This is a genomic window from Breznakiella homolactica (assembly GCF_016616095.2).
In the GTDB taxonomy this organism is placed as follows: domain Bacteria; phylum Spirochaetota; class Spirochaetia; order Treponematales; family Breznakiellaceae; genus Breznakiella; species Breznakiella homolactica.
The window spans coordinates 1525271-1544873 of sequence record NZ_CP067089.2 but is presented as its reverse complement, the minus strand read 5'-3'; the positions used below and the strand labels follow the sequence as shown (position 1 = coordinate 1544873).

The following is a 19603-nucleotide window of genomic DNA, read 5'->3' as shown; positions in this document are numbered from 1 at the left end:
AGGAGTTATCAAATGAAAAAGAAAATCATCCTTATCACGGTATGTATTGTAATTGCGGCGGGCCTAATTTTTGTCCCTTCCATACTGGCTGGAAACGGTGACGGCGGACCCCAGGGCCCGGGCGGTGTCGGCGGAAATACGACGGAAACGATCTTCTCCGTACGGACGGAGGATGCCGAAGAACGGACCCTCCAGGCGTATATCGAAATCAACGGGGATATTGTTACTGAACAGCAGGTCTCGGTAGTGCCCGACGCGGGCGGAAAAATAGTTTCCCTTAAAGTCGGTCTCGGCTCGGTGGTCCGCAAGGGACAGCTTCTGGCGGAGGTAGATCCTTCCCGTCCAGGTACAAGCTATTCTCTGAGCCCGGTATACGCTCCCATTTCAGGGACCGTCACCACCACGCCCATGGCCGTTGGAAGTACGGTTACCACGGCTACTTCGATCCTAACCATTTCGGTCACCAGCAATATTGAGATTGAAGCCTTTATTCCCGAGCGGGAAGTCGGCCAGCTCAGAACCGGTCTGAAAGCGGATGTTACTCTCCAGGCATTTCCCGGGGAAGTGTTCTCCGCCACGATTACCAATGTTTCTCCGGTGGTCGATCCTGCCAGCAGGACAAAAAAGATAACATTAAAATTTGATACCGATGACAGCCGGATCAACACGGGAATGTTCGCCCGGGTTAAGCTGAATACCCGGACTTATGAAAATGTGGTAACCATTTCGTCCGACGCGCTGGTGGAAACCAGAGGTTCAACCTATGTCTATGTTTTGGACGGCATTGACCGGGTCAGTATGCGGGAAGTTGCTACCGGAGTGACGGTGGATGACCTTCTGGAAATTAAATCCGGCCTTTCCTCGGGAGAACCGGTAATTATTCAGGGCCAGCAGTTCCTGACCGACGGCGCTTCGGTTAAAGTAATCAACCAAAGGAACCAGGCATGAGTGTAGCGAAAAATGTAGTCAACCGGCCTGTACTATTCATTATAATATTTGCCCTCGTTGCGGTTGTTGGCGTTTATATGGTATCCGATGTGGCCGTCGATATGTTTCCGGATATTGATGTACCCATGGTTCTTGTCTATACCACCTATGACGGCGCCGGTCCGGAAACAGTTGAGAAATCGGTAACAAAAATTCTGGAGTCAAGTCTCACAAATGTCAGCGGTCTAAAGGATATGACTTCCACATCCTATGAAGAAACCAGTTTGATATTGATGGAATTTGACTATGGAACAAATCTTGATAACAAAGTAAACGATATGCGGGATAAGATAGACCGGATACGGGATTATCTTCCCGATAACTGTGATTCGCCTATCATCATGCAGATGGATCCCTCGTCCATGCCTATCCTGCGTATTGCCGTTAAGGGCGGGGAACGGACCCAGAATGAGCTGAGGAAGATAGCCGACGATATGATCGTCGACCGGCTTGATCAGATCGAGGGGGTTGCTTCAACCAGTATTGTCGGCGGCCAGGACCAGATCGTTAAAGTTTCATTGTCGCAGAACCGCCTGGAGGCCTACGGCCTGACCATCACCGGTATCGCGCGGATCCTGGCAAGTCAGAATGTTGAACTTGGCGCGGGATCAATCATTGACGGCGCGACAAATTATTCCATCAGAACCACCGGAGAATATTCCACCCTCTATGATATCGCGGAGACAGTGGTCACAAGGCTGAACGGTGTCGATGTCCGGCTTCAGGATGTGGGCGAAGTTACCTGGGGTTATGAGGATGAAGAATCCACGGTCTACATAAACGGTGAACTGGGGGTGTATGTATCGGTTACCAAACAGAGCGGTACCAATTCCGTTTCCGTTGCCGATAAGGTGTATGCCCGGCTTGATGAGATCAGGGCAGAGCTTCCCGCGGATGTAACCCTGGAAATCACCCAGGACGATACTGAAATGACCCGGGACATGATAAATGAACTGATCAGTTCCGCGGTTCTCGGGGGAGTCCTCGCGGTGTTCATCCTGATTATCTTCCTCAGGAATATTAAGAGTTCCTTTATTATTGGTATTTCAATCCCCTTTTCTATTCTGGTTACGCTTCTCGTGATGACCCTGGCGGGCATTACCCTGAATATGATGACCCTCACCGGTCTTATCCTTGGGGTAGGGATGATTGTAGACTCCTCGATTGTAATTATCGAGAATATCTTCAAATTCCGGGAGCGGGGCGCGAAACCTAAAATAGCGGCAATTCTGGGAACCCAGGAAGTGATGTCCTCCATCATCTCATCCACCCTGACCACCATCTGTGTTTTTATTCCGATTCTATTATTCAAAAACCAGCTTGAAATGATGGGCCAGATGTTTGAAGGGATGATCTTCACCGTCGGCATTGCCCTGTTCTCAAGTCTCCTGGTGGCAATTTTCCTGGTTCCTGTGCTGGCGAGCACCTATCTTCCTATAAATACCCGCACGCAGAAACCTCTTAAAAGCTCGGTGATGCGGAAAATTGACGCGGCCATGGAAAGACCTATGACGGCCTTAACCAGGGCGTACCGCCGGGGTCTCGAAGCGGCGGTCAATCACCGCCTGGCAACCTTGGCTATTATCATTGCTGCCTTCATCGGCGCGGTATTAGCAATGTCCAATATGAATATTGTCATGGTACCGGCGATGAATGAGGATTCGGTATCGGTCTCTGTGGAAATGCCCCTGGGCACAAAATATGAGGATACCCGGGCTGTCATGCTCCAGCTCCAGGATTTTGCCATGGATGAAATTGTGGGCGCAAAAAGTATTATTGCCAATGTGGGCAGCTCCGGCCAGGCCATTGAAACTGGGGTCAATACCCACAAGGGTGAATTAAGCATCACCCTGGATTTAAATAAGAACGGCGCCGATACCAGTGAAACGGCCAAGGAAAAACTCCGGGCTCACTTCGGTGATTTCCCCAGCGCGACCATGAGCTTCGGGGAAAGTATGGCCCAGCAGATGTCCGGCGGTTCGGATATCGATATAGTTCTGCGGGTTGACAACATGGTAACCGGCATGGAAGCCGCCAATACGATCAAGGAAATCATTGAGGAATTTGTTCCCGATGTGTCGGAGGTTACCATTGATACGTCCGATGGTCTGCCCCAGGTTGAGATTGTGATTGACCGGACCCGGGCGTACAGCCTTGGCCTCGATATCAGCAGTATCGCCAATGAAATCGCCGCCGCAATGGACGGGGTAACCGCCACAACGTACCGGTACGAAGGTGATGAATACGACGTGGTACTGATGTTCCAGGATGAAGACCGGAAGAAAGTGGTTGACCTGGACAAAATTTTTGTTGCCTCCTCCCAGGGGAACTTAGTGTCGCTTTCGAACTTTGCCTCCCTTGATAAGGGGACCGGTCCGGTCAGTATCGGCCGTGAAAACCAGACCAGGGTTATTCATATTGAAGCAAACATTATTACCAATACCCGGGCTGATCAGGTCGAAAATAAAATCAAGACCGCCATCGACGATAATTATATACTGCCCAGCGGTGTAACCATGGTTTTTGAAGGCCAGTGGGGTGAACTCTCGAAGACCATTGGGGTTTTCGTAACCATACTGACCCTGGCAATTCTGCTGGTATTCGGAGTCATGGCGGGACAGTATGAATCCTTCAAGGACCCGCTGATCAATCTCTGTACCATACCGCTGATGCTGATCGGTGTTGTGGGGATTTATATCATCACCGGTCAGACCATGAGCATCTTTACCATGATAGGCCTGGTTATGCTGGTAGGTATCGTAGTTAACAACGGTATCATCCTGGTTGACTATACCAACCTGCTGGTAGGCCGGGGTATCCCGGTGCGGCAGGCCTGCCTCGACGCCGGCGAATCCCGGCTCCGGCCGGTATTGATGACCACCCTTACTACCATATTAGGTATGGTTCCCATGGCCTTCTTCCCCGGGGAATCATCACAGATGATACAGCCCATCGGCCTTACGGTTATCGGCGGACTTATATCGTCAACCTTCATCACGCTCTTCTTTATTCCGGTGATGTACTCCATGATCAACGAACACCGGGGAAAGAAAAAACGTGAGGAAAAGACGGTCTTAATACCGGAGACCGCAGCACAGGAGGGTGAATAATATGAAACGGATTGAAATATTCGCGAACCGGTCGGTGCAGGACGAAATTATCGGCGGCCTGGAGGATTCGATAGATGATTTTTATTACACCTTGATCCCGGTGGTTAACGGCAGGGGGAAGAGCCAGTACCGCCTGGGAACAGCCACCTGGCCGGAGGAAAACTTCATGATCATCAGTTATGTAACTGATGAAAACGCAGATAAAGCTTTAGCGGTGATAGGGGAAGTAAAGAAGATATTCCCCGGGGAGGGGATTAAACTCTTTATAATGAACAGTAATTAGCGTTTCATATTTAAGAATATGATCAATAAAAAAGGATACCGGATATTCCGGTATCCTTTTCTTTTACCGGTTTTTTTTAACACTTTGGTAAAAATCGGCATCTTTGAAATGGTTTTGAGAGAGACGCCCGCAGGGCAAAACTCTTGCGCACCCGGCCCGCATAACTCCACCATACCCTCCCGGCTCCGGGATTTCCGGTATCATTATTATGAATTGTGGAATATACTTACAAGTAAGAAATCATACAGTGCGGCGGTTATTTTTTGAATAAGATCGATCTGGACAGCCTTTTTGAAAGAGCCAAAGAAGCGGCGGAAGCAGCCTACGCCCCATATTCCCGGTTCAGGATGGGGGCCGCTGTCTTGGCGGCGGATGGGACAGTGTATACCGGCTGTAACGTCGAAAACCGAACCTACGGTCTGAGTGTCTGCGCGGAAAAAGTTGCCCTGCTTAAAGCCGTCAGCGAAGGGCAGCGTTCCTTTGCGGCCCTGGCAATTGCCGCCATTGATTCTCCCATCCCCGTTGGACCCTGCGGTGCCTGCCGTCATTTATACAGTGAATTTATGCTCCCTGATGCGATAATCCGTTTCGGCGGTTCGGAACGTGAACGGATGGATATATCATTGGGAAACCTGCTGCCCTATGATTCTTTCAAACCTGAGGTCGCGGATTTGACAATCCCCTCGCTTTCCGTTCCTCCTTCCCGGGAACACCACAGTATGAATAACACTAACCATACCGATGTTTATTACCACCTTCATCAGGCTTGGAAGGCCGAAAGGGATGAGGATTATCTTACCGCCCAAAGGGAATACCATAACAGCGCAAAGGCGTTCAGGCAGGCTAAAGCCGAAACAGAGATCGGAGAATCGGAAAAACAGTATTTAGAGTTTGTCGGACAGGGACTGGTTTTAAAGGATATCAACACCGAAAACCAGAACAATCTGACACCCCGGGAGCAGGAGATATTAATCATGCTGCTTTCCGGCAGGGTCCCCAAACAAATCGCCGGCAAGCTGAACATCAGCTATGAAACAGCCCGGTTCCATATAAAAAACCTGTACCGGAAACTGGGCATTCAAAGCAGGGCGGAACTTTTTGATATGTATTATTCTGCTCTGGTCAAAGAATAACCATTCATTTTTTCTGGGATATCATAACCATGGGGCCTACCCAAAACACAGGTATGCTCTCGGGTTTTGGAATATAAGACACCTGAATTTTCTCAGCCCACCCAATTTGGCAAGTAGCTAATACAATATTCTCCGCATATCATTAAGGCACTTATTTTACGAAAAAGCAGATTAAAAGAATCAGCAATACATTTTTAACAGCCGCGGTAACGCCGCTGTGTATTCTGATTTTTATAGCTTGTGGGATGGGAAAAAACTAACCGCGGAGGATACATGGGTATATTTAAAGACATAAAAAAAGCGTACAGCGAAGGGTATCAATCAGCTTCAGGTACGGAAAAAATCATTTCGGCGGAGCAGCTTGAAGCAACCACAATTGATGAACAGTTTCAAACAGGAGCCGCCGCGGAGAATCAGTACCGTGATCAAGCAGCAGATGCACAATCAGAAAAAGAGAATGAAATCAGCAATTCCATACGAAGTATCTTTTTCAGTCTGCTGGGAACATTCATTTTTCTTCTGGCCGGTATCTTTGTGTTTTCCCTTTTCTCGGAAAAAGGCAATACCGGCCTTATGCTGCTAGGTATTCCGATTGCAATATTTCCTATCATTGTTGAATACTTCCGCAGCGGAAGTATCTCCGCCATTCTTACGGACAGCTTACATGAAAAGCCCGAAGAATACAGGGATTCCCAGGGGCGAACCGTAAAAAGAACATCCGGGACTGGTTTTGCGGGCCTGCTTATAAGTGTCTTGGTCCTACTGTTTGGCGGCATATTCCTAACTATAATAAAAGTTATCATTTTATTGTTCAGGTGGATAATACTTGCCATTCAAAGCAAAGGCAGGGCATTTATCAGCCCGTATAATATTCCGCTCCTTTGTATCGTCGCCCTGGCCGGACTTCTTCTTGTTTTGAATTTGACAAATCCCGGGATGGTTTCCTTTGAGTTCTAGAGATCAAGAGTGTATATGCCGGAATCGGACTATCTATTCTTTCGTAATAAGTAATTTTTTCTTTCAGAAAAACAATCATCGGCCGTTTGCTTCCGGCTGTTGAACGCAAGCAGTTTGATGGTATCCGCAGGGAGCTAACTGCGTGAATAAAAATGGTTTGCTGTTTGGCAGCGATAATCATTGGAAAATGCGGCTGTTTCAAAACAGCCCGTTTTATTAAACCTGAGGAGGTTGGTATGAAAACAGCCCGGTATGTTTTTATTTTATTTATATTGGGTATTGTCATTATTGGATGCGATACAGGAACAAGCCCTAAACCCGGCAGTACATTAGTTACCATCAGTCAGTCAAATCTGTCGGGAACAAAAGCTGTCTTCATTACCGGCAGCAGCGGCGGCCGGGGCTTCGGGCGGGCATCGTCCGATGATTACGAATCATTGAAATTCTACAAAGTTGGCGTTGATGATCAAACCCAGACCGTTAATTTTACCGACAACGAAGGTGTTACGGTTCCGGCGGTCACCGATTATGTGCAGAATCTTTCAAGCAAATACGCGGTTATGCGGGTTTATACGGAAGAAGCTCCGTGGCAGAAATGTGTTTTTATTATCCGTAAAGCGGACGGAAAACTTTTTACCACCCCCGATACTCTTGCAAACAGCGGGACAGATTTTGGCAGCGATCCCCTGGGTAAATTTACATGGGACGGCGGCGGGAACGAAGGTATCGATTATACCAGGCACATAAAAACCAACGCGGCAGGGGATGTGTATTACACCGGCGGCGGCTATACCTTAGGGGGAACGTTATACCGGATTCATGAAAAGAACGGCAGCACCACCATTACCACAGTGGGGAATGTGACGGAATATTATCAATTCAACAATGCCGGGGATGTCTATGCGGGGGCCGTTGATGGCGGCGGCGGCAACGTGACAGGTCTCTGGATCAAGGCCGATGGACGGCGGTTCACCACACCCTGGTTCGTTAATGAGGGACCTGAGACTCCCGCGGTGACGGCGGGCTCTCCATTCGCGCTTGCCTGTTCCCCGGATAGTTTTTTCACCATTGACCAGATGTATGATGGTTTTGTATGGAAAAAATCCGTCCTTTCCGAATACAGAGTCCAGGATGGAGATGTTGTCCGTACTGTGGTTCATGAATTCTCAAAAAGGATGAGCCATTTTTCTGTCCTTGTAAGCAGCGCAGGCATAGGACTGCCCGCAGTTGATACCGGTAATGAAATATGCATTATTAAAGCCCCTGATGATATCACCTATCACACCATATCGGCGGGCAGCCAGTTTATTAATGGAGACTTTATTGCCGCCTTATCGGACCGGTATGTATACGCCTTTAATCCCAATATTTTGCTCACCAATCATAACCGGATTTCGCGTCTTGATCCGGAAACAAAAACCGAGACAGCGGATTACTATACGGTACCTCCGTCTTACACGCTCGAATGGGTATGGGTCAGCCATGGAGATGTTCTGACGATTTTGGCCGGTAAAGACGGGAGTGAAACCATCTATATCGAAGTGGATGCCGCAGGAAATGAATCTATTTACGATAATTATGGCGGAGAAAAAGTAGTTCACCGTTCAGCGTTTTAATAGCCTACGTCATTGTCTGGGAATACCGCCACAGGGTCGTGCGGCTTATTCCCAGGCGCTTGGCGGCGAGGGTCTGGTTTCCGTTGGTCTCATCCAGGACACGCCGCACAATATCCCCGGATATCTCCGCGAGGCTGCGGTTCAGATTGAGCGGCGCCGCCTCACCGCCGGTATATGGGGCGGAGGTTGCCAGGGTTTCCTCTTTTTTCAGCGCCCTGCGGACGGTGTCCGCCGAAATGATTTCCTCCGCCGCGGTGGTGACCAGCTCGCTGATCACCCGCTTCAGCTGGGTAAAGTTATAGTCCCAGCGGAACTCCCGCAGAAGCCGGAGCGCCTCGGGGTGAATATCCAGAATAGGCTCGGCCATTCCGAGATTCAGTTGGTTGGTATAGAGCTTTACATAGGATGGGATGCGGTCAAGCTGATTTCTCAGGGGAAGCATTTTTAAAATGACACAGCCCAGGGCATTGGAAAACAGAATCCCGATTTTTGACGTCGATTCCTGGGGAAGAATGGTGCATGAAAAAATTACCCGGTTCCGCCTGCAGACATCCATTTCCGTGATAGCCGCCAGAAGCTGGCGGCGGAAGTCCCCGGACAGGTCGTCAATGTGGCTGAAATAGATGGTGCTACCCGTGTCGGCCAGGGGTGAGTTGTGGTGTTCAAAAAGGAACTGCCAGCTTTTCTCGTTGATCAAGGCGCAATCGATAGAAACCATGGGCCGGTTTTTCTGGGCGCTTCGGGTATAGATCAGATTGACAATCTGTTCTTTCCCCGTTCCTGACTCCCCGAAGATCATGATAGGGGAGGTGCTGTTGTTGATGCGGGTTATATCCTCCTGCCAGTAATTGACGCTGCCGGTTACACTGAAGAAGCTGTCATAGTAGGACTGTTCACTTTCCTGGCAGGAGTAAAAACGGATTCCGGCCTGATTGTTGGCCAGGGGCGTTTTTTTCGCGGAGTAAAAGAACGCTATATACTCTGTCTCGTCGGAGGAGAGGCATTCGGCGCGGATGGAATACAGCATTCCGCCCCGGGTTCTCAGAATCCGCCGCTGCCGGTCCGTGCAGGTTTCGGGAATTTCCTTTCTGAGCATATCCAGTACGTCCTCAGGGGGTGTTTCCAGGGAGGAAAAAAAGAGTTCGCCGTGGGTGGTAAAGATGATGGTCTGTCCGATCTGCCTTCGGATTACCTGACGCAGAAACTGGTTCTCATCCCGGAGCCGCTGCTGGTTTCGGCACATCCGGATGGCCTGGTCAAAGGTTTGCCGCAGGCTGTCGATGCCGGAGGTAATCAAAAAAGCGTCCAGCCCCAGCTGTTTGGCGGTGGTCATGGCGATCACATCGCAGAGCACCGTCCAGTACCCCTGGCTTTGCAGACCCCGGAGAATACCTGGGACTTCGCCGGCCTGCTCGACGGTGGTAATGTCGATATTGTAATTCAGAATAGAACAAAGCTTCTGCGCGTGGACCGTGATGTTGGAAAAGCCCACCATGGCAACCGGCCCCGATGCGCCGGCGGTCAGGTTTACGGCGGATAAAATGTCATACATGGAAACGCCGATCTCCGCCACCGGGAGGGGAAGCAGCTCCTGGATCATTTTCGCCGTTCCGCCCCGGGAGATAATTACGTCGTAGTTGGCGTGGAAATTCCGTTTGGCGATTTCAACCCCTTCCTCAAGATTTCCCACAAAAAAAGTGAACTCAATATCAGCGTACTCCGCCGCAAGGCGGTTCATCACATCCTTCATACCCTGATACGGAGCGATTCCCAGAATGCGAATTGATGCAGCCATTACGTCACCGCCGGTGTTCTAATATGAAACATATTGTATCAGCTTTTTGAGAAACAAGCAATAAAATTCAAAACTGTTTCAAATATAAACTAAAAATATGAGAAAAAAAGTTGCGGGGTGAAAGAAAGTCCTATTACTATGCAGTAAATACAAAATAAAGGGGAATCCGGAAGAGTTTCTGCCGGCCCCGCATAATGGTGTTTCTAATATGAATGGTATACAGGGAGCGTACATGGTCCTCATGCTGATTATTGCAGACGATTTTACCGGGGCCTTGGATACGGGGGTACAATTTGCCGCGAAGGGAATAAAAACCCGGGTCTGCACGGATCTGCACGGAGACTACACGCACAAAAGCGGAGTCGAGGTACTTGTTCTGGACGCTGAGACCCGGCAGATGAACAGCCATGACGCCTATGAGACGGTGTTTCAGATTGTGAGCCGGGCCCGGGATGCCGGAGTCCGCTATATATACAAAAAGACCGATTCAGCCCTGCGGGGAAATATCGGCAGTGAGCTCGCGGCGGTGATCGACGCGGCGGACGGCGGCGGTTTAACTTTTATTCCGGCGTATCCCAAAATGGGACGCACCACCAAGAACGGCATTCATTATATTGACGCGGTTCCCGTGGCGGAAAGCAGTTTTGGGAACGCCCCCATTGAGCCGGTGCTTGTTTCCGATGTGCGCCAGATCATCGCGGGACAGAGTGAAAAAGAGGTGGTCCTGCATACAACGCCGGAAACCGCCGCGGTGGATGCGGGCAGGATTCATCTGTACGATATTGAATCGGACCAGGAAATTAAACAGGTTACGGAGCGGATCGGCAAGGACAATCTCCGCCTTACCGCGGGCTGCGCCGGTTTTGCCGCCGTATTGCTGGAGGTCCTGGAATTCCATGGCGCCGCTCCGGTGGTGCCGCCGGTTAACCCCCGTTTGCTGGTGGCCTGCGGAAGCGTAAACCCAATCACCCGGCGGCAGATGGAATACGCCGCCGGGCAGGGAATTACCCGGGTGCAGTTAAGTCCGGCCCAGAAGCTGGATCCGGCTTGGCCGGAGAGCCCCCAGTGCGCGCGCCTGATAGAACAGTGGAGCCGGGTGCTGGAAACCAGCGGCTGCCTGATCCTGGACACAAACGGCAGCCGCGATGCCCTCGGGTATGTGGAGGAAGCCGGAATACCAAAGGAGCAGCTGCGCGGCGTTATTGCCGGGACCTTGGGCCGCCTTGTAATGAAAATACTGGATACGGGAGTGGAGGCGACCCTGCTGCTTACCGGCGGAGATACCCTATTGGGATATCTGCATGCCGTTGGACAGTACGAAGTGACTCCCGTTTGCGAACTGATGCCGGGGGTCGTGCTGTCAGGCATCGAGCTCCAGGGGAAAACCTATCATATTATCTCCAAATCCGGCGGATTCGGAGAGGGGGATTTAATCGTGAACCTATTAAAACAAATGGGAATAACCGTAATAAGCGGGGTGCGTCCATGAGTCTCGGCAGTTTAAAAATGCCCGGCTGTGTATATACCGGAGCCGGCGCTTTGGACCAGATACCGGTTATTCTTCAGGAAAACCAGGTAAAAAAGATAGCGCTCTTTGCGGATAAGGGTGTCTCAGACGCCGGACTGCTGGCGGTTCCCATTTCAAACATTGAAAAGAGCGGCGTCCCTTATACCCTGCTCAACGATCTTCCGCCGGAACCCACCTACGTCCAGGCGCAGAAATTGGTGGACCAGTGCAAAGAGATACACGCCGACTTCATCGTGGCTGTGGGCGGGGGAAGTGTCCTCGATACGGCGAAGCTGGCCAGTGTGCTGATGACCGACGCCTACGACGTCAAGGCTCTGCTGGATAACCCGAAGCTGGCGGAAAAATTCTGCAAAACACTGATGATTCCCACCACGTCGGGAACGGGCTCGGAGGCGACGCCCAACGCCATAGTGGCGGTTCCGGAGAAGGAACTGAAGGTGGGTATTGTCAATGAACGGATGATCGCCGATTACGTGATCCTCGATGCGGCCATGGTAAAATCCATGCCCCGGGGTATCGCCGCCGCCACCGGCATCGATGCCCTGGCCCACGCCGTTGAATGCTATACCAGCAACAAGGCGAACTCCTTCAGCGATCTGTTTGCCCTGGAAGCGCTGAAGCGGATTCTCAGTTCTATTGAAAAGGCCTGTGACGACCGGGAGGCTCTGGCGGAAAAGGAATCCATGCAGATCGCCAGCTTTTACGCCGGGGTTGCCATAACATCCTCGGGAACCACGGCGGTCCACGCCCTGAGTTACCCTCTGGGGGGCAAGTACCATATTGCCCACGGGGTTTCCAACGCCATACTGCTGGCGCCGGTGATGCGGTTCAACGAACCCGCCTGCCGCCAGCGGCTGGCCCAGGCTTACGACTACTGTTTCGGTGCCGACCCGCAGCTTGATACGGCGGCGAAAAGCGCGGCCATGATCGGCAGGATCGAAGAAATTGTCCGGCACCTGGACATTCCCGCCGACCTCAAGCAATTCGGTGTTACCATGGATGACCTGGAACCGCTGGTGGAGGCCGGCATGGGCGTGACCCGGCTGCTGAACAACAATATGCGGCCCGTTACCGCCCAGGACGCCCGGGACATTTACCGGCAGGTTTTATAAAGAAGAGAGGTACTTATTTTGGAAAAGAAAGCCATCAAGGGAATTGTTACACCGATTATCACCCCCATGAACCCCGATGAGACCATCAACGAAGGGGAGCTGCGCCGGCAGGTGCAGCGCCAGCTGGATAATGGGATTCACGGAATTTTCTGTTTCGGCACCAACGGCGAAGGTTACATATTGACCGCGGAAGAAAAGCAGCGGGTCCTGGAAGCCGTGATGGAAGAAACCGCGGGCAAGGTTCCGGTCTACGCGGGGACGGGCTGTGTCGGCACCGGGGAAACCATCAGGCAAAGCCAAATGGCGGAGCGTGCCGGCGCCGACGTCCTTTCCATTATTACACCCAGCTTCGCGGCGGCCAGCCAGGACGAGCTGTATACCCATTACGCGGCGGTGGCGAAGGAAACATCCCTTCCCATCCTGCTGTACAACATCCCCGCCAGAACGGGGAATTCCCTGGCACCGGATACCGTAAAGCGATTGGCGGAAAACGTTGACAACATTGTCGGAATCAAGGATTCCAGCGGAAACTTTGACAATATTCTGCAATATATAGAAGGAACCCGCCACGTGGAAGGTTTCTGTGTCCTCTCCGGCAACGACAGCCTCATTCTGTGGACCCTTCTGGCGGGCGGAAGCGGCGCCATTGCGGGCTGCGCCAACGTGTACCCCAGGACAATGGCATCCATTTACGACAAATTTACCCCCGGCGATATAAGCGAAGCCCGCGAATTTCAGGACAGCATCCGGAGCCTGCGCAATTGTTTCCGGTTCGGAAACCCGAATACGATTACCAAAAAGGCCGTGGCATTGCTGGGCTATGGGGTGGGAGAGTGCCGCGCTCCCTTTAACCAGATTTCCGAGGCGGGTATCCAGGCGCTGAAACAGGTGCTTGCGGACAACAAGGCAAAGGGGATGTGTTAGCAAATGGCAGTTGATACGGAAAGACCAATTTTAGGAATCACCATGGGTGATCCCTTCGGCAACGGGCCGGAGCTTTCGGTAAAAACATTGTCCAAGCCGGCCCTCTACGGCCGCTGCCGTCCGCTTATCATCGGTGACGCCGCCAGTATGGAATACGCCGCCGCCGCGGAAAAATCCCGCTCCGGAATCGCGGCGGCGATCAATCCCGTTGCCGCCGTGTCCCAGGCGCAATTCAAACCAGGGACTATCGATGTACTGGATATGGGGTTTATCAAAAGAGACGATATTCCCGGCGTACCGGAAAGCCCCAAACCCTTTGGCCTGGGATCGACGGAAAAAGGCGGGGAGGCATCCTTTCAGTACGTCAGAAAGGTGATTGAACTGGCCCTGGCGGGGGACGTCGACGCCACCGTCACCAACGCCATAAGCAAGGAAGCCATTAATATGGCGGGCCACCATTACAGCGGACACACGGAAATCTACGCCGATTTTACCGGTACAAAGAAATACACCATGATGCTGGCCCACCACGAACTCCGGGTGGTCCACGTTTCCACCCACGTCTCCCTGCAGGAGGCCTGCGACCGGGTAAAAAAGGAACGGGTCCTGGATGTGATCCGCATCGCCAACGAAGCCTGCAAAGCCGTCGGTATTGAAAACCCGAAGATCGGTGTCGCGGGGCTCAATCCCCACTGCGGGGAAAACGGCATGTTCGGCAGGGAAGAAATCGAAGAAATCCAGCCGGCCATTGACGCCGCCCTTGCGGAGGGGATCGGCATTCCCGAAAAGAAGCCAACCCCGGCGGATACTATTTTTTCAAAGGCCCTGGGCGGCTGGTACGATATCGTGGTTGCCATGTACCACGACCAGGGGCACATTCCGCTGAAAGTGAAGGGCTTTGTGTATAACCGGGACGCGGGCCGGTGGGACGCTGTGGCCGGGGTAAACGTCACCCTGGGGCTGCCGATAATCCGGGTTTCGGTGGACCATGGTACGGGATTTGATTTTGCCGGTGCCGGAGAGGCAAACGAACTCAGCCTGGAAAACGCGGTGGATTATGCCATCCAATTGGCGAAAAACCGCAAGGGGAGAGAAAAATGAAATTTACCATGACCCAGGCTGTCTGCCCGGAGGGTATGCAGCTTCTGGAAGGTACCGCGGACATCTATGTGGCGAACCGCCAGAATCCCAACGAGTATTTGGATGAAATGCGGGACACCGACGCGCTGATTGTCCGTATCGGTTCCTGTGATGCCGGGGTGATTGAAAACAGCCCTGCCCTGCGGGTTATCGGCCGGACCGGTGTTGGCTGCGATTCCGTTGATGTCGCCGCAGCAGCCGCCCGGGGGATTCCCGTGGTGATCACCCCGGGAGCCAACAGCCGCAGCGTCGCGGAACACGCCGTGGCCATGATGTTCGCCCTGTCAAAGAATCTGTTGGAAGGGCACTTGGAACTGCAGAAGGGCAACTGGGAAATCCGGGGCGCCAACAAGGCGTTTGAAATAGAAGGGAAAACCGTGGGAATCATCGGATTCGGCGCCATCGGCCGGGAGACTGCGAAAATCTGCGCCGCCTGCGGCATGAAGGCCGCGGCATTCGATCCCATGCTGACCCGCGGGCAGATCGGGGACTTCGGGGCGGTCTGTTACGAAGACTGCGAATCCCTGCTGCGGGACAGCGACATTGTCTCCATCCATGTGCCGCTGACGGAACAAACCCGGGACATGATCGCCGCGCCCCAGCTGGCTCGGATGAAACCAACGGCACTGCTCATCAACTGCGGCCGCGGCGGTATCGTCAATGAAAGCGATCTCATCGCCGCACTGCGGGACGGGGTAATCGCCGGCGCCGGACTGGATGTCTTCTGCAGTGAACCCCCGGGACCGGATGATCCGCTGCTTCAGTGTCCCAATGTAATTTTGAGCCCCCATTCCGCCGCCCAGACCCGTGAAGCGGTGATCAAAATGGCGCGGATGTGTGTGGAGGGCTGCCTGGCGGTCTGCCGGGGCGAACAGTGGCCCCATGTGGCGGATCCTTCCGTATACAACCATCCCCGCTGGACGGGGAAAAACTGAGCTTAGGAAATATAAAGAATATTGAGCTTGTTCCAAATTTTGACTTAGGAGTATGAAATGAGAAAGAGAGTGACCGGTCTTGTTTTGGCAATGGCAATGTGTGTTCTGATGCTCACATTTGTAGGCTGCAGCGCATCCAACGAAAAAAGTTCAAACGCGGATGAAGGGACGGCCGCCTGGCCCACCAAAGATGTTACCATCTATGTTCCCGCGGCGGCCGGAGGCGGCACCGATATTTTTACCCGCATGGTTGCCGACTATCTCCAGCGCACCACCGGCTATACCTTCACCGTGATCAACATGAACGCCGGCGGCGGCATGGTAGCTTTTGAGCGGGTCCGCAATTCTCCCGCCGACGGTTCCGTTCTGATGTTCTGGCATATTGGTATGTATGTCACCTATTATTCCGGCACCTACGGATACAACCCCAAGGATGACTTTACTCCCCTGGTTATGTTTGAAGGGCTCGGGGACGACGGGAAGCAGGTTTTTGTGGTTAAGTCCGACAGCAAGTGGAATTCCCTTTCGGATGTGCTCAACTATGCGAAAGCGAACCCCAATACCGTTACCTACGGCTGCGCCACCGGCGGATCCGCCCAGCTGGTTGCCGAAATGCTGATGCAGGCCGCCGACGCCAAACTGCGCCTGGTGGACGCTTCATCCCAGACCGACAAAATAATCGGTGTGGCGGGCGGCAATATTGACATGTCGGCCATCACCCACAGCGCCGCCCTTCAGTATGTGGAATCCGGGGACCTGAAGATCATCGGTGTGGTGGATAAAGAAGGAACGGAAACGTACCAGAGCGCGTACGATCAGGGCTATGAGAACTGCTATTGGACCCAGAACCTGTGCGTCCTTGGCCCTCCTGCCATGAAGGAATCCCTGGCGAAGGCCATAAACGAAGTGTTCCAGGGGATGCTGGACGACCCGGAAACCTACGCGCTGCTGGAATCTTCAAAAATGCTTAACAGCACAATGGACTACGCCGATTCCCTGGCCAGTTTTGATGATTACGACAAACTCGTCGGTCAGGCTTCACAGCAGATCGATTGGGGCAACTGATTCTATCAGAAAGTGTGGTAAGAACATGATGACTATAAAGATGAAGAAAAGCCATGCGGTGGGGATCGCGGTCACCCTGCTGGGCGCGGCTGCGATACTGATGTCGATGCAGATTCCTGTGAGGAATACCACCTCCGACCCGGGGTCCCGGCTCTTCCCGATGATTGCCAGCGTTGCGCTGTTCGTCTTCGGTATCCTGATTTTCCTGGCCGCCCCAAAGACCAAAGAAACGGATTTTCTGGGCCGGGACGGATGGCAGCGGCTGCTGCTGATAGCCGTTGAATTGGTTGCCTATCTTTTTGGATTGAAGTATCTGGGCTTTCTGATTTCAACGCCTGTCTTCCTCTTTGCCTTTACCACACTGCTGGATAGGGAAAAGAAGTCCAGGCTGGTGAGCCGCATTATTTACTCGCTGGTGATGACTGGCCTGGTCTGGTACGTATTCAAGGAACGCCTGTCCGTAGCCATGCCGGCCGGTGTGCTGTTTTAGGAGGTGACGGATGGAAATATTTGCCGTAGTAATGCAGAACCTGTTCAGTCCGGTTTGTCTGGTGTTTATGCTCCTTGGCTGTATAATGGGCATCATCTTCGGGGCGCTTCCCGGGCTGAGCGGTACGGTGGGGGTAACCCTGCTGCTGCCCATGACCTACCGGATGAACTCGGAACTGGGTATTGCCCTGCTGATCAGTATCTGGGTCGGCGGCGTGTCCGGCGGGTTTATCTCGGCGACTCTGCTGGGTATTCCCGGTACAGCCTCGTCAATCGCAACCTGTTTTGACGCCTATCCCTTGAGTAAACAGGGGAAGGCGAAAAAGGCGCTGACCATCGGTGTGGTCGCCTCTTTTATCGGAACCTTTCTGAGCTGCATCATCGCCATGGTTCTGTGCCAGTACGTGGCAAAGATCGCCATGCGGCTGGGACCCTGGGAATACTTCTCCCTGTGTCTGTGCGCTATCATTCTGGTGGTTTCCCTGTCCAAGGGGGATGTGATCCGGGGCTTAACGGGAGCCGCCATCGGTCTGCTGCTTGCCTGCGTCGGTGCGGCGCCGGTGAACGCCGTAGCCCGGTTTACCTTTGGTTCCTATAACCTGTACGGCGGAATAGACAGTACCTCGGTGATGCTGGGTATCTTTGCGATCTATCTGGTGGCCAAGAATTTTGCCTCCGGTGAAACCAGCCTGCCCCAGGTTTCGGGGAAGTCCACCGGCGGCGAGGGATTAACCCTCAAGGAATTCATTTCCAACATCGGCAACATGATCCGGTCATTCCTGATCGGCCTGTGGATCGGTTTCCTTCCCGGCATGGGGGCGGGTCTATCCAATATGGTGGCTTACGGCCAGGCGAAGAGCGCCTCCAAAACCCCCGAAAAGTTCGGCAACGGCGCCATTGAGGGGGTCTTCGCCACCGAGACTGCCAACAACGCGTCGGTGGGCGGCGCCCTGATCCCCATGGTTGCCCTGGGCATTCCGGGGGACGCCACCACCGCGGTGCTGCTGGGCGCCCTGACTATCCATGGTCTGGAACCGGGGCCTCTGCTCTTCCAGAACAATCCCGTCTATGTGTATGTTCTGTTCGGGGCAGCCATCCTCGCCGCTCTTTACGTATTCGCTCTCCAGATCGGCGGCATCCGTCTGTTTCCCAAGATTCTCCAGATCCCCTATCATTATTTGTATCCGGCCATTATCGTGCTGTGCTTCATCGGCGCGTACTCCAGTTCAAACACCATATTCACCATCGGTATGATGCTGGCTATGGGAGCGTTGTCCGTCGCGATGGCCTGGGCCAATATTCCGGCGACTCCCTTTATGATGGCTTTTATTCTGGGCGAGATGCTGGAAAAATACCTGCGCAGGGGGATCAGCTATTCCGCCAACGGCGGGATGATGTTCTTCACCAGGCCCGTTTCCCTTATCCTGCTGGTTGTGGCGCTCCTCACCCTGGTGTGGCCCATGATCAGGGACGCCCGCAAGAAAAAGGCCGCCGCGGAGGGGAAGGAATAAATATGGCACCCCCCCTTTTAAGCGCCAGCATGGACGACATCTGCCAGTCTCCGTGGAAGTACGCGGTTGAACCCTTCAGGGTAATCGGTGATCTGTATTACGTGGGCAATAATTGGGTGGCGGTCTATCTTATTGATACGAAGGACGGGCTGCTGCTCATCGATACCGCCATGCCCCACAATGTGTATCTTACCCTGGAGAGTATCCGCAGACTGGGTTTTGATCCCCGGGATATAAAGTGGATTCTGCTCTCCCATGCCCACTACGATCACTGCGGCGGCGCGGCAATGATCGCCAATTACACCGGGGCCAGGATCTGGCTCGGCAGGGAGGATATGTTCTTTTTGACGGAACGGCCCGATCTGATCCACATGGTCAACGGTTTCTTCCAGCCCTTTACGGTGGAAGCCCATTACACCGATGGTGAACCCCTTCGGTTCGGAAATGTGGAGATCACCCCCAAGCACTGCCCGGGGCATACGCCGGGAACCTATTCTTTCTTCTTTTATATGGAGGAGGACGGTAACCAATACCGCTGCGGCATGCACGGCGGTATGGGGGTGAACACACTGACTAAAGAATATCTGAAGGAAAAAGGGCTCCCCCTGTCGTCACAGGATGACTATGTGGCGAACCTGAAGCGGATGCGTGAGGAACCCGTGGATGTTCCCATCGGTTCACATGTAAATCACGCCGCCATGCTGGAAAAAGCCGCGAGAATAGGGCAGGGAGTAAATCCCTTTATCGAGCCTGGCGGATTCGCGAAACAGATGGACGCACGGTATCAGGATTTTTTGAAGTACTGTCAATAGCGCCAGTCCAGCCGGAAGGCTGGACTCCGTGATTTTCCGGGATCCGGTCTTTACAGTTTTATCTCCGGTCTTCCGGACTGGATTCGACCGCTGCCGATGGCACCAGTTCCTCGGGTATTAGCCTCTATGTGAAAAAAATAAGGCCGCCTGCCGGCGGCTTGCATTATCGCCGCCGCCTCTTTTTCAATATCCGCCAAGGGATAACA

General features: G+C 52.9%; 16 protein-coding genes. 15 read left to right on the top strand and 1 reads right to left on the bottom strand.

Translation table 11 applies throughout. The annotated features are described in order from the left end of the window. The first annotated feature begins 12 nt into the window (after positions 1-12). The 6 genes from JFL75_RS07110 to JFL75_RS07080 all read left to right on the top strand — a co-directional run bounded on the left by JFL75_RS07110 (position 13) and on the right by JFL75_RS07080 (position 8086). Positions 13-948 carry an efflux RND transporter periplasmic adaptor subunit gene (locus tag JFL75_RS07110; protein WP_215625985.1) on the top strand — a complete coding sequence of 312 codons (936 nt, stop codon included), beginning with the start codon at positions 13-15 and terminating at the stop codon, positions 946-948. Next, positions 945-4097, top strand: coding sequence for an efflux RND transporter permease subunit (locus tag JFL75_RS07105; protein ID WP_215625984.1), 3153 nt, complete (start codon positions 945-947; stop codon positions 4095-4097). Before JFL75_RS07110 ends, JFL75_RS07105 begins: the two co-directional genes overlap by 4 nt. A 1-nt stretch (position 4098) precedes the next feature. After that, entirely contained in the window at positions 4099-4380 is a 282-nt protein-coding gene (locus JFL75_RS07100; protein ID WP_215625983.1) for a PG0541 family transporter-associated protein, read from the top strand. 263 nt (positions 4381-4643) lie between these two features. Further along, the gene (locus JFL75_RS20915) at positions 4644-5513 is read left to right on the top strand and encodes a cytidine deaminase (RefSeq protein WP_215625982.1); all 870 of its coding nucleotides are present in this window, start codon (positions 4644-4646) and stop codon (positions 5511-5513) included. A 273-nt stretch (positions 5514-5786) separates the two neighbouring features. Next, entirely contained in the window at positions 5787-6470 is a 684-nt protein-coding gene (locus JFL75_RS07085; RefSeq protein WP_215625981.1) for a hypothetical protein, read from the top strand. Between the two features lie 236 nt (positions 6471-6706). Continuing rightward, the gene (locus JFL75_RS07080) at positions 6707-8086 is read left to right on the top strand and encodes a hypothetical protein (RefSeq protein ID WP_215625980.1); all 1380 of its coding nucleotides are present in this window, start codon (positions 6707-6709) and stop codon (positions 8084-8086) included. 4 nt (positions 8087-8090) lie between these two features. On the opposite strand, the gene JFL75_RS07075 is transcribed toward JFL75_RS07080, so the two are convergent. Next, positions 8091-9881 carry a sigma-54-dependent transcriptional regulator gene (locus JFL75_RS07075; protein WP_215625979.1) on the bottom strand — a complete coding sequence of 597 codons (1791 nt, stop codon included), beginning with the start codon at positions 9879-9881 and terminating at the stop codon, positions 8091-8093. Positions 9882-10089: 208 nt separating this feature from the next. Here JFL75_RS07075 and JFL75_RS07070 point away from each other — a divergent pair, with 208 nt between their 5' ends. Genes JFL75_RS07070 through JFL75_RS07030 form a run of 9 tightly spaced genes read left to right on the top strand, consistent with a single transcriptional unit; the run spans position 10090 to position 19397 of the window. Continuing rightward, the gene (locus tag JFL75_RS07070; protein WP_215625978.1) at positions 10090-11370 is read left to right on the top strand and encodes a four-carbon acid sugar kinase family protein; all 1281 of its coding nucleotides are present in this window, start codon (positions 10090-10092) and stop codon (positions 11368-11370) included. Then, positions 11367-12521, top strand: coding sequence for an iron-containing alcohol dehydrogenase (locus JFL75_RS07065; protein ID WP_215625977.1), 1155 nt, complete (start codon positions 11367-11369; stop codon positions 12519-12521). Before JFL75_RS07070 ends, JFL75_RS07065 begins: the two co-directional genes overlap by 4 nt. Positions 12522-12539: 18 nt before the next feature. Next, positions 12540-13445, top strand: coding sequence for a 4-hydroxy-tetrahydrodipicolinate synthase (gene dapA / locus JFL75_RS07060; protein WP_215625976.1), 906 nt, complete (start codon positions 12540-12542; stop codon positions 13443-13445). A gap of 3 nt (positions 13446-13448) precedes the next feature. Further along, on the top strand, positions 13449-14546 hold the full coding sequence (gene pdxA, locus JFL75_RS07055; protein ID WP_215625975.1) for a 4-hydroxythreonine-4-phosphate dehydrogenase PdxA: 1098 nt from the start codon (positions 13449-13451) through the stop codon (positions 14544-14546). Continuing rightward, positions 14543-15520, top strand: coding sequence for a hydroxyacid dehydrogenase (locus JFL75_RS07050; RefSeq protein ID WP_215625974.1), 978 nt, complete (start codon positions 14543-14545; stop codon positions 15518-15520). Before pdxA ends, JFL75_RS07050 begins: the two co-directional genes overlap by 4 nt. A 57-nt stretch (positions 15521-15577) precedes the next feature. Next, entirely contained in the window at positions 15578-16585 is a 1008-nt protein-coding gene (locus tag JFL75_RS07045) for a Bug family tripartite tricarboxylate transporter substrate binding protein (RefSeq protein WP_215625973.1), read from the top strand. A gap of 40 nt (positions 16586-16625) precedes the next feature. Then, positions 16626-17075, top strand: coding sequence for a tripartite tricarboxylate transporter TctB family protein (locus tag JFL75_RS07040; protein WP_215625972.1), 450 nt, complete (start codon positions 16626-16628; stop codon positions 17073-17075). Between the two features lie 10 nt (positions 17076-17085). Then, entirely contained in the window at positions 17086-18585 is a 1500-nt protein-coding gene (locus JFL75_RS07035) for a tripartite tricarboxylate transporter permease (RefSeq protein WP_215625971.1), read from the top strand. Positions 18586-18587: 2 nt separating this feature from the next. Further along, positions 18588-19397: an MBL fold metallo-hydrolase gene (locus tag JFL75_RS07030; protein ID WP_215625970.1), complete on the top strand. Its 810-nt coding sequence runs from the start codon at positions 18588-18590 to the stop codon at positions 19395-19397. Positions 19398-19603: the final 206 nt, after the last annotated feature.

Bases quoted from the DNA above. Each gene is read 5' to 3' on its own strand.
- JFL75_RS07110 (WP_215625985.1), top strand. From the start codon at position 13: ATGAAAAAGAAAATCATCCTTATCACGGTATGTATTGTAATTGCGGCG.
- JFL75_RS07105 (WP_215625984.1), top strand. From the start codon at position 945: ATGAGTGTAGCGAAAAATGTAGTCAACCGGCCTGTACTATTCATTATA.
- JFL75_RS07100 (WP_215625983.1), top strand. From the start codon at position 4,099: ATGAAACGGATTGAAATATTCGCGAACCGGTCGGTGCAGGACGAAATT.
- JFL75_RS07085 (WP_215625981.1), top strand. From the start codon at position 5,787: ATGGGTATATTTAAAGACATAAAAAAAGCGTACAGCGAAGGGTATCAA.
- JFL75_RS07080 (WP_215625980.1), top strand. From the start codon at position 6,707: ATGAAAACAGCCCGGTATGTTTTTATTTTATTTATATTGGGTATTGTC.
- JFL75_RS07075 (WP_215625979.1), bottom strand. From the start codon at position 9,881: ATGGCTGCATCAATTCGCATTCTGGGAATCGCTCCGTATCAGGGTATG.
- JFL75_RS07070 (WP_215625978.1), top strand. From the start codon at position 10,090: ATGAATGGTATACAGGGAGCGTACATGGTCCTCATGCTGATTATTGCA.
- JFL75_RS07065 (WP_215625977.1), top strand. From the start codon at position 11,367: ATGAGTCTCGGCAGTTTAAAAATGCCCGGCTGTGTATATACCGGAGCC.
- pdxA (WP_215625975.1), top strand. From the start codon at position 13,449: ATGGCAGTTGATACGGAAAGACCAATTTTAGGAATCACCATGGGTGAT.
- JFL75_RS07050 (WP_215625974.1), top strand. From the start codon at position 14,543: ATGAAATTTACCATGACCCAGGCTGTCTGCCCGGAGGGTATGCAGCTT.
- JFL75_RS07045 (WP_215625973.1), top strand. From the start codon at position 15,578: ATGAGAAAGAGAGTGACCGGTCTTGTTTTGGCAATGGCAATGTGTGTT.
- JFL75_RS07040 (WP_215625972.1), top strand. From the start codon at position 16,626: ATGAAGAAAAGCCATGCGGTGGGGATCGCGGTCACCCTGCTGGGCGCG.
- JFL75_RS07035 (WP_215625971.1), top strand. From the start codon at position 17,086: ATGGAAATATTTGCCGTAGTAATGCAGAACCTGTTCAGTCCGGTTTGT.
- JFL75_RS07030 (WP_215625970.1), top strand. From the start codon at position 18,588: ATGGCACCCCCCCTTTTAAGCGCCAGCATGGACGACATCTGCCAGTCT.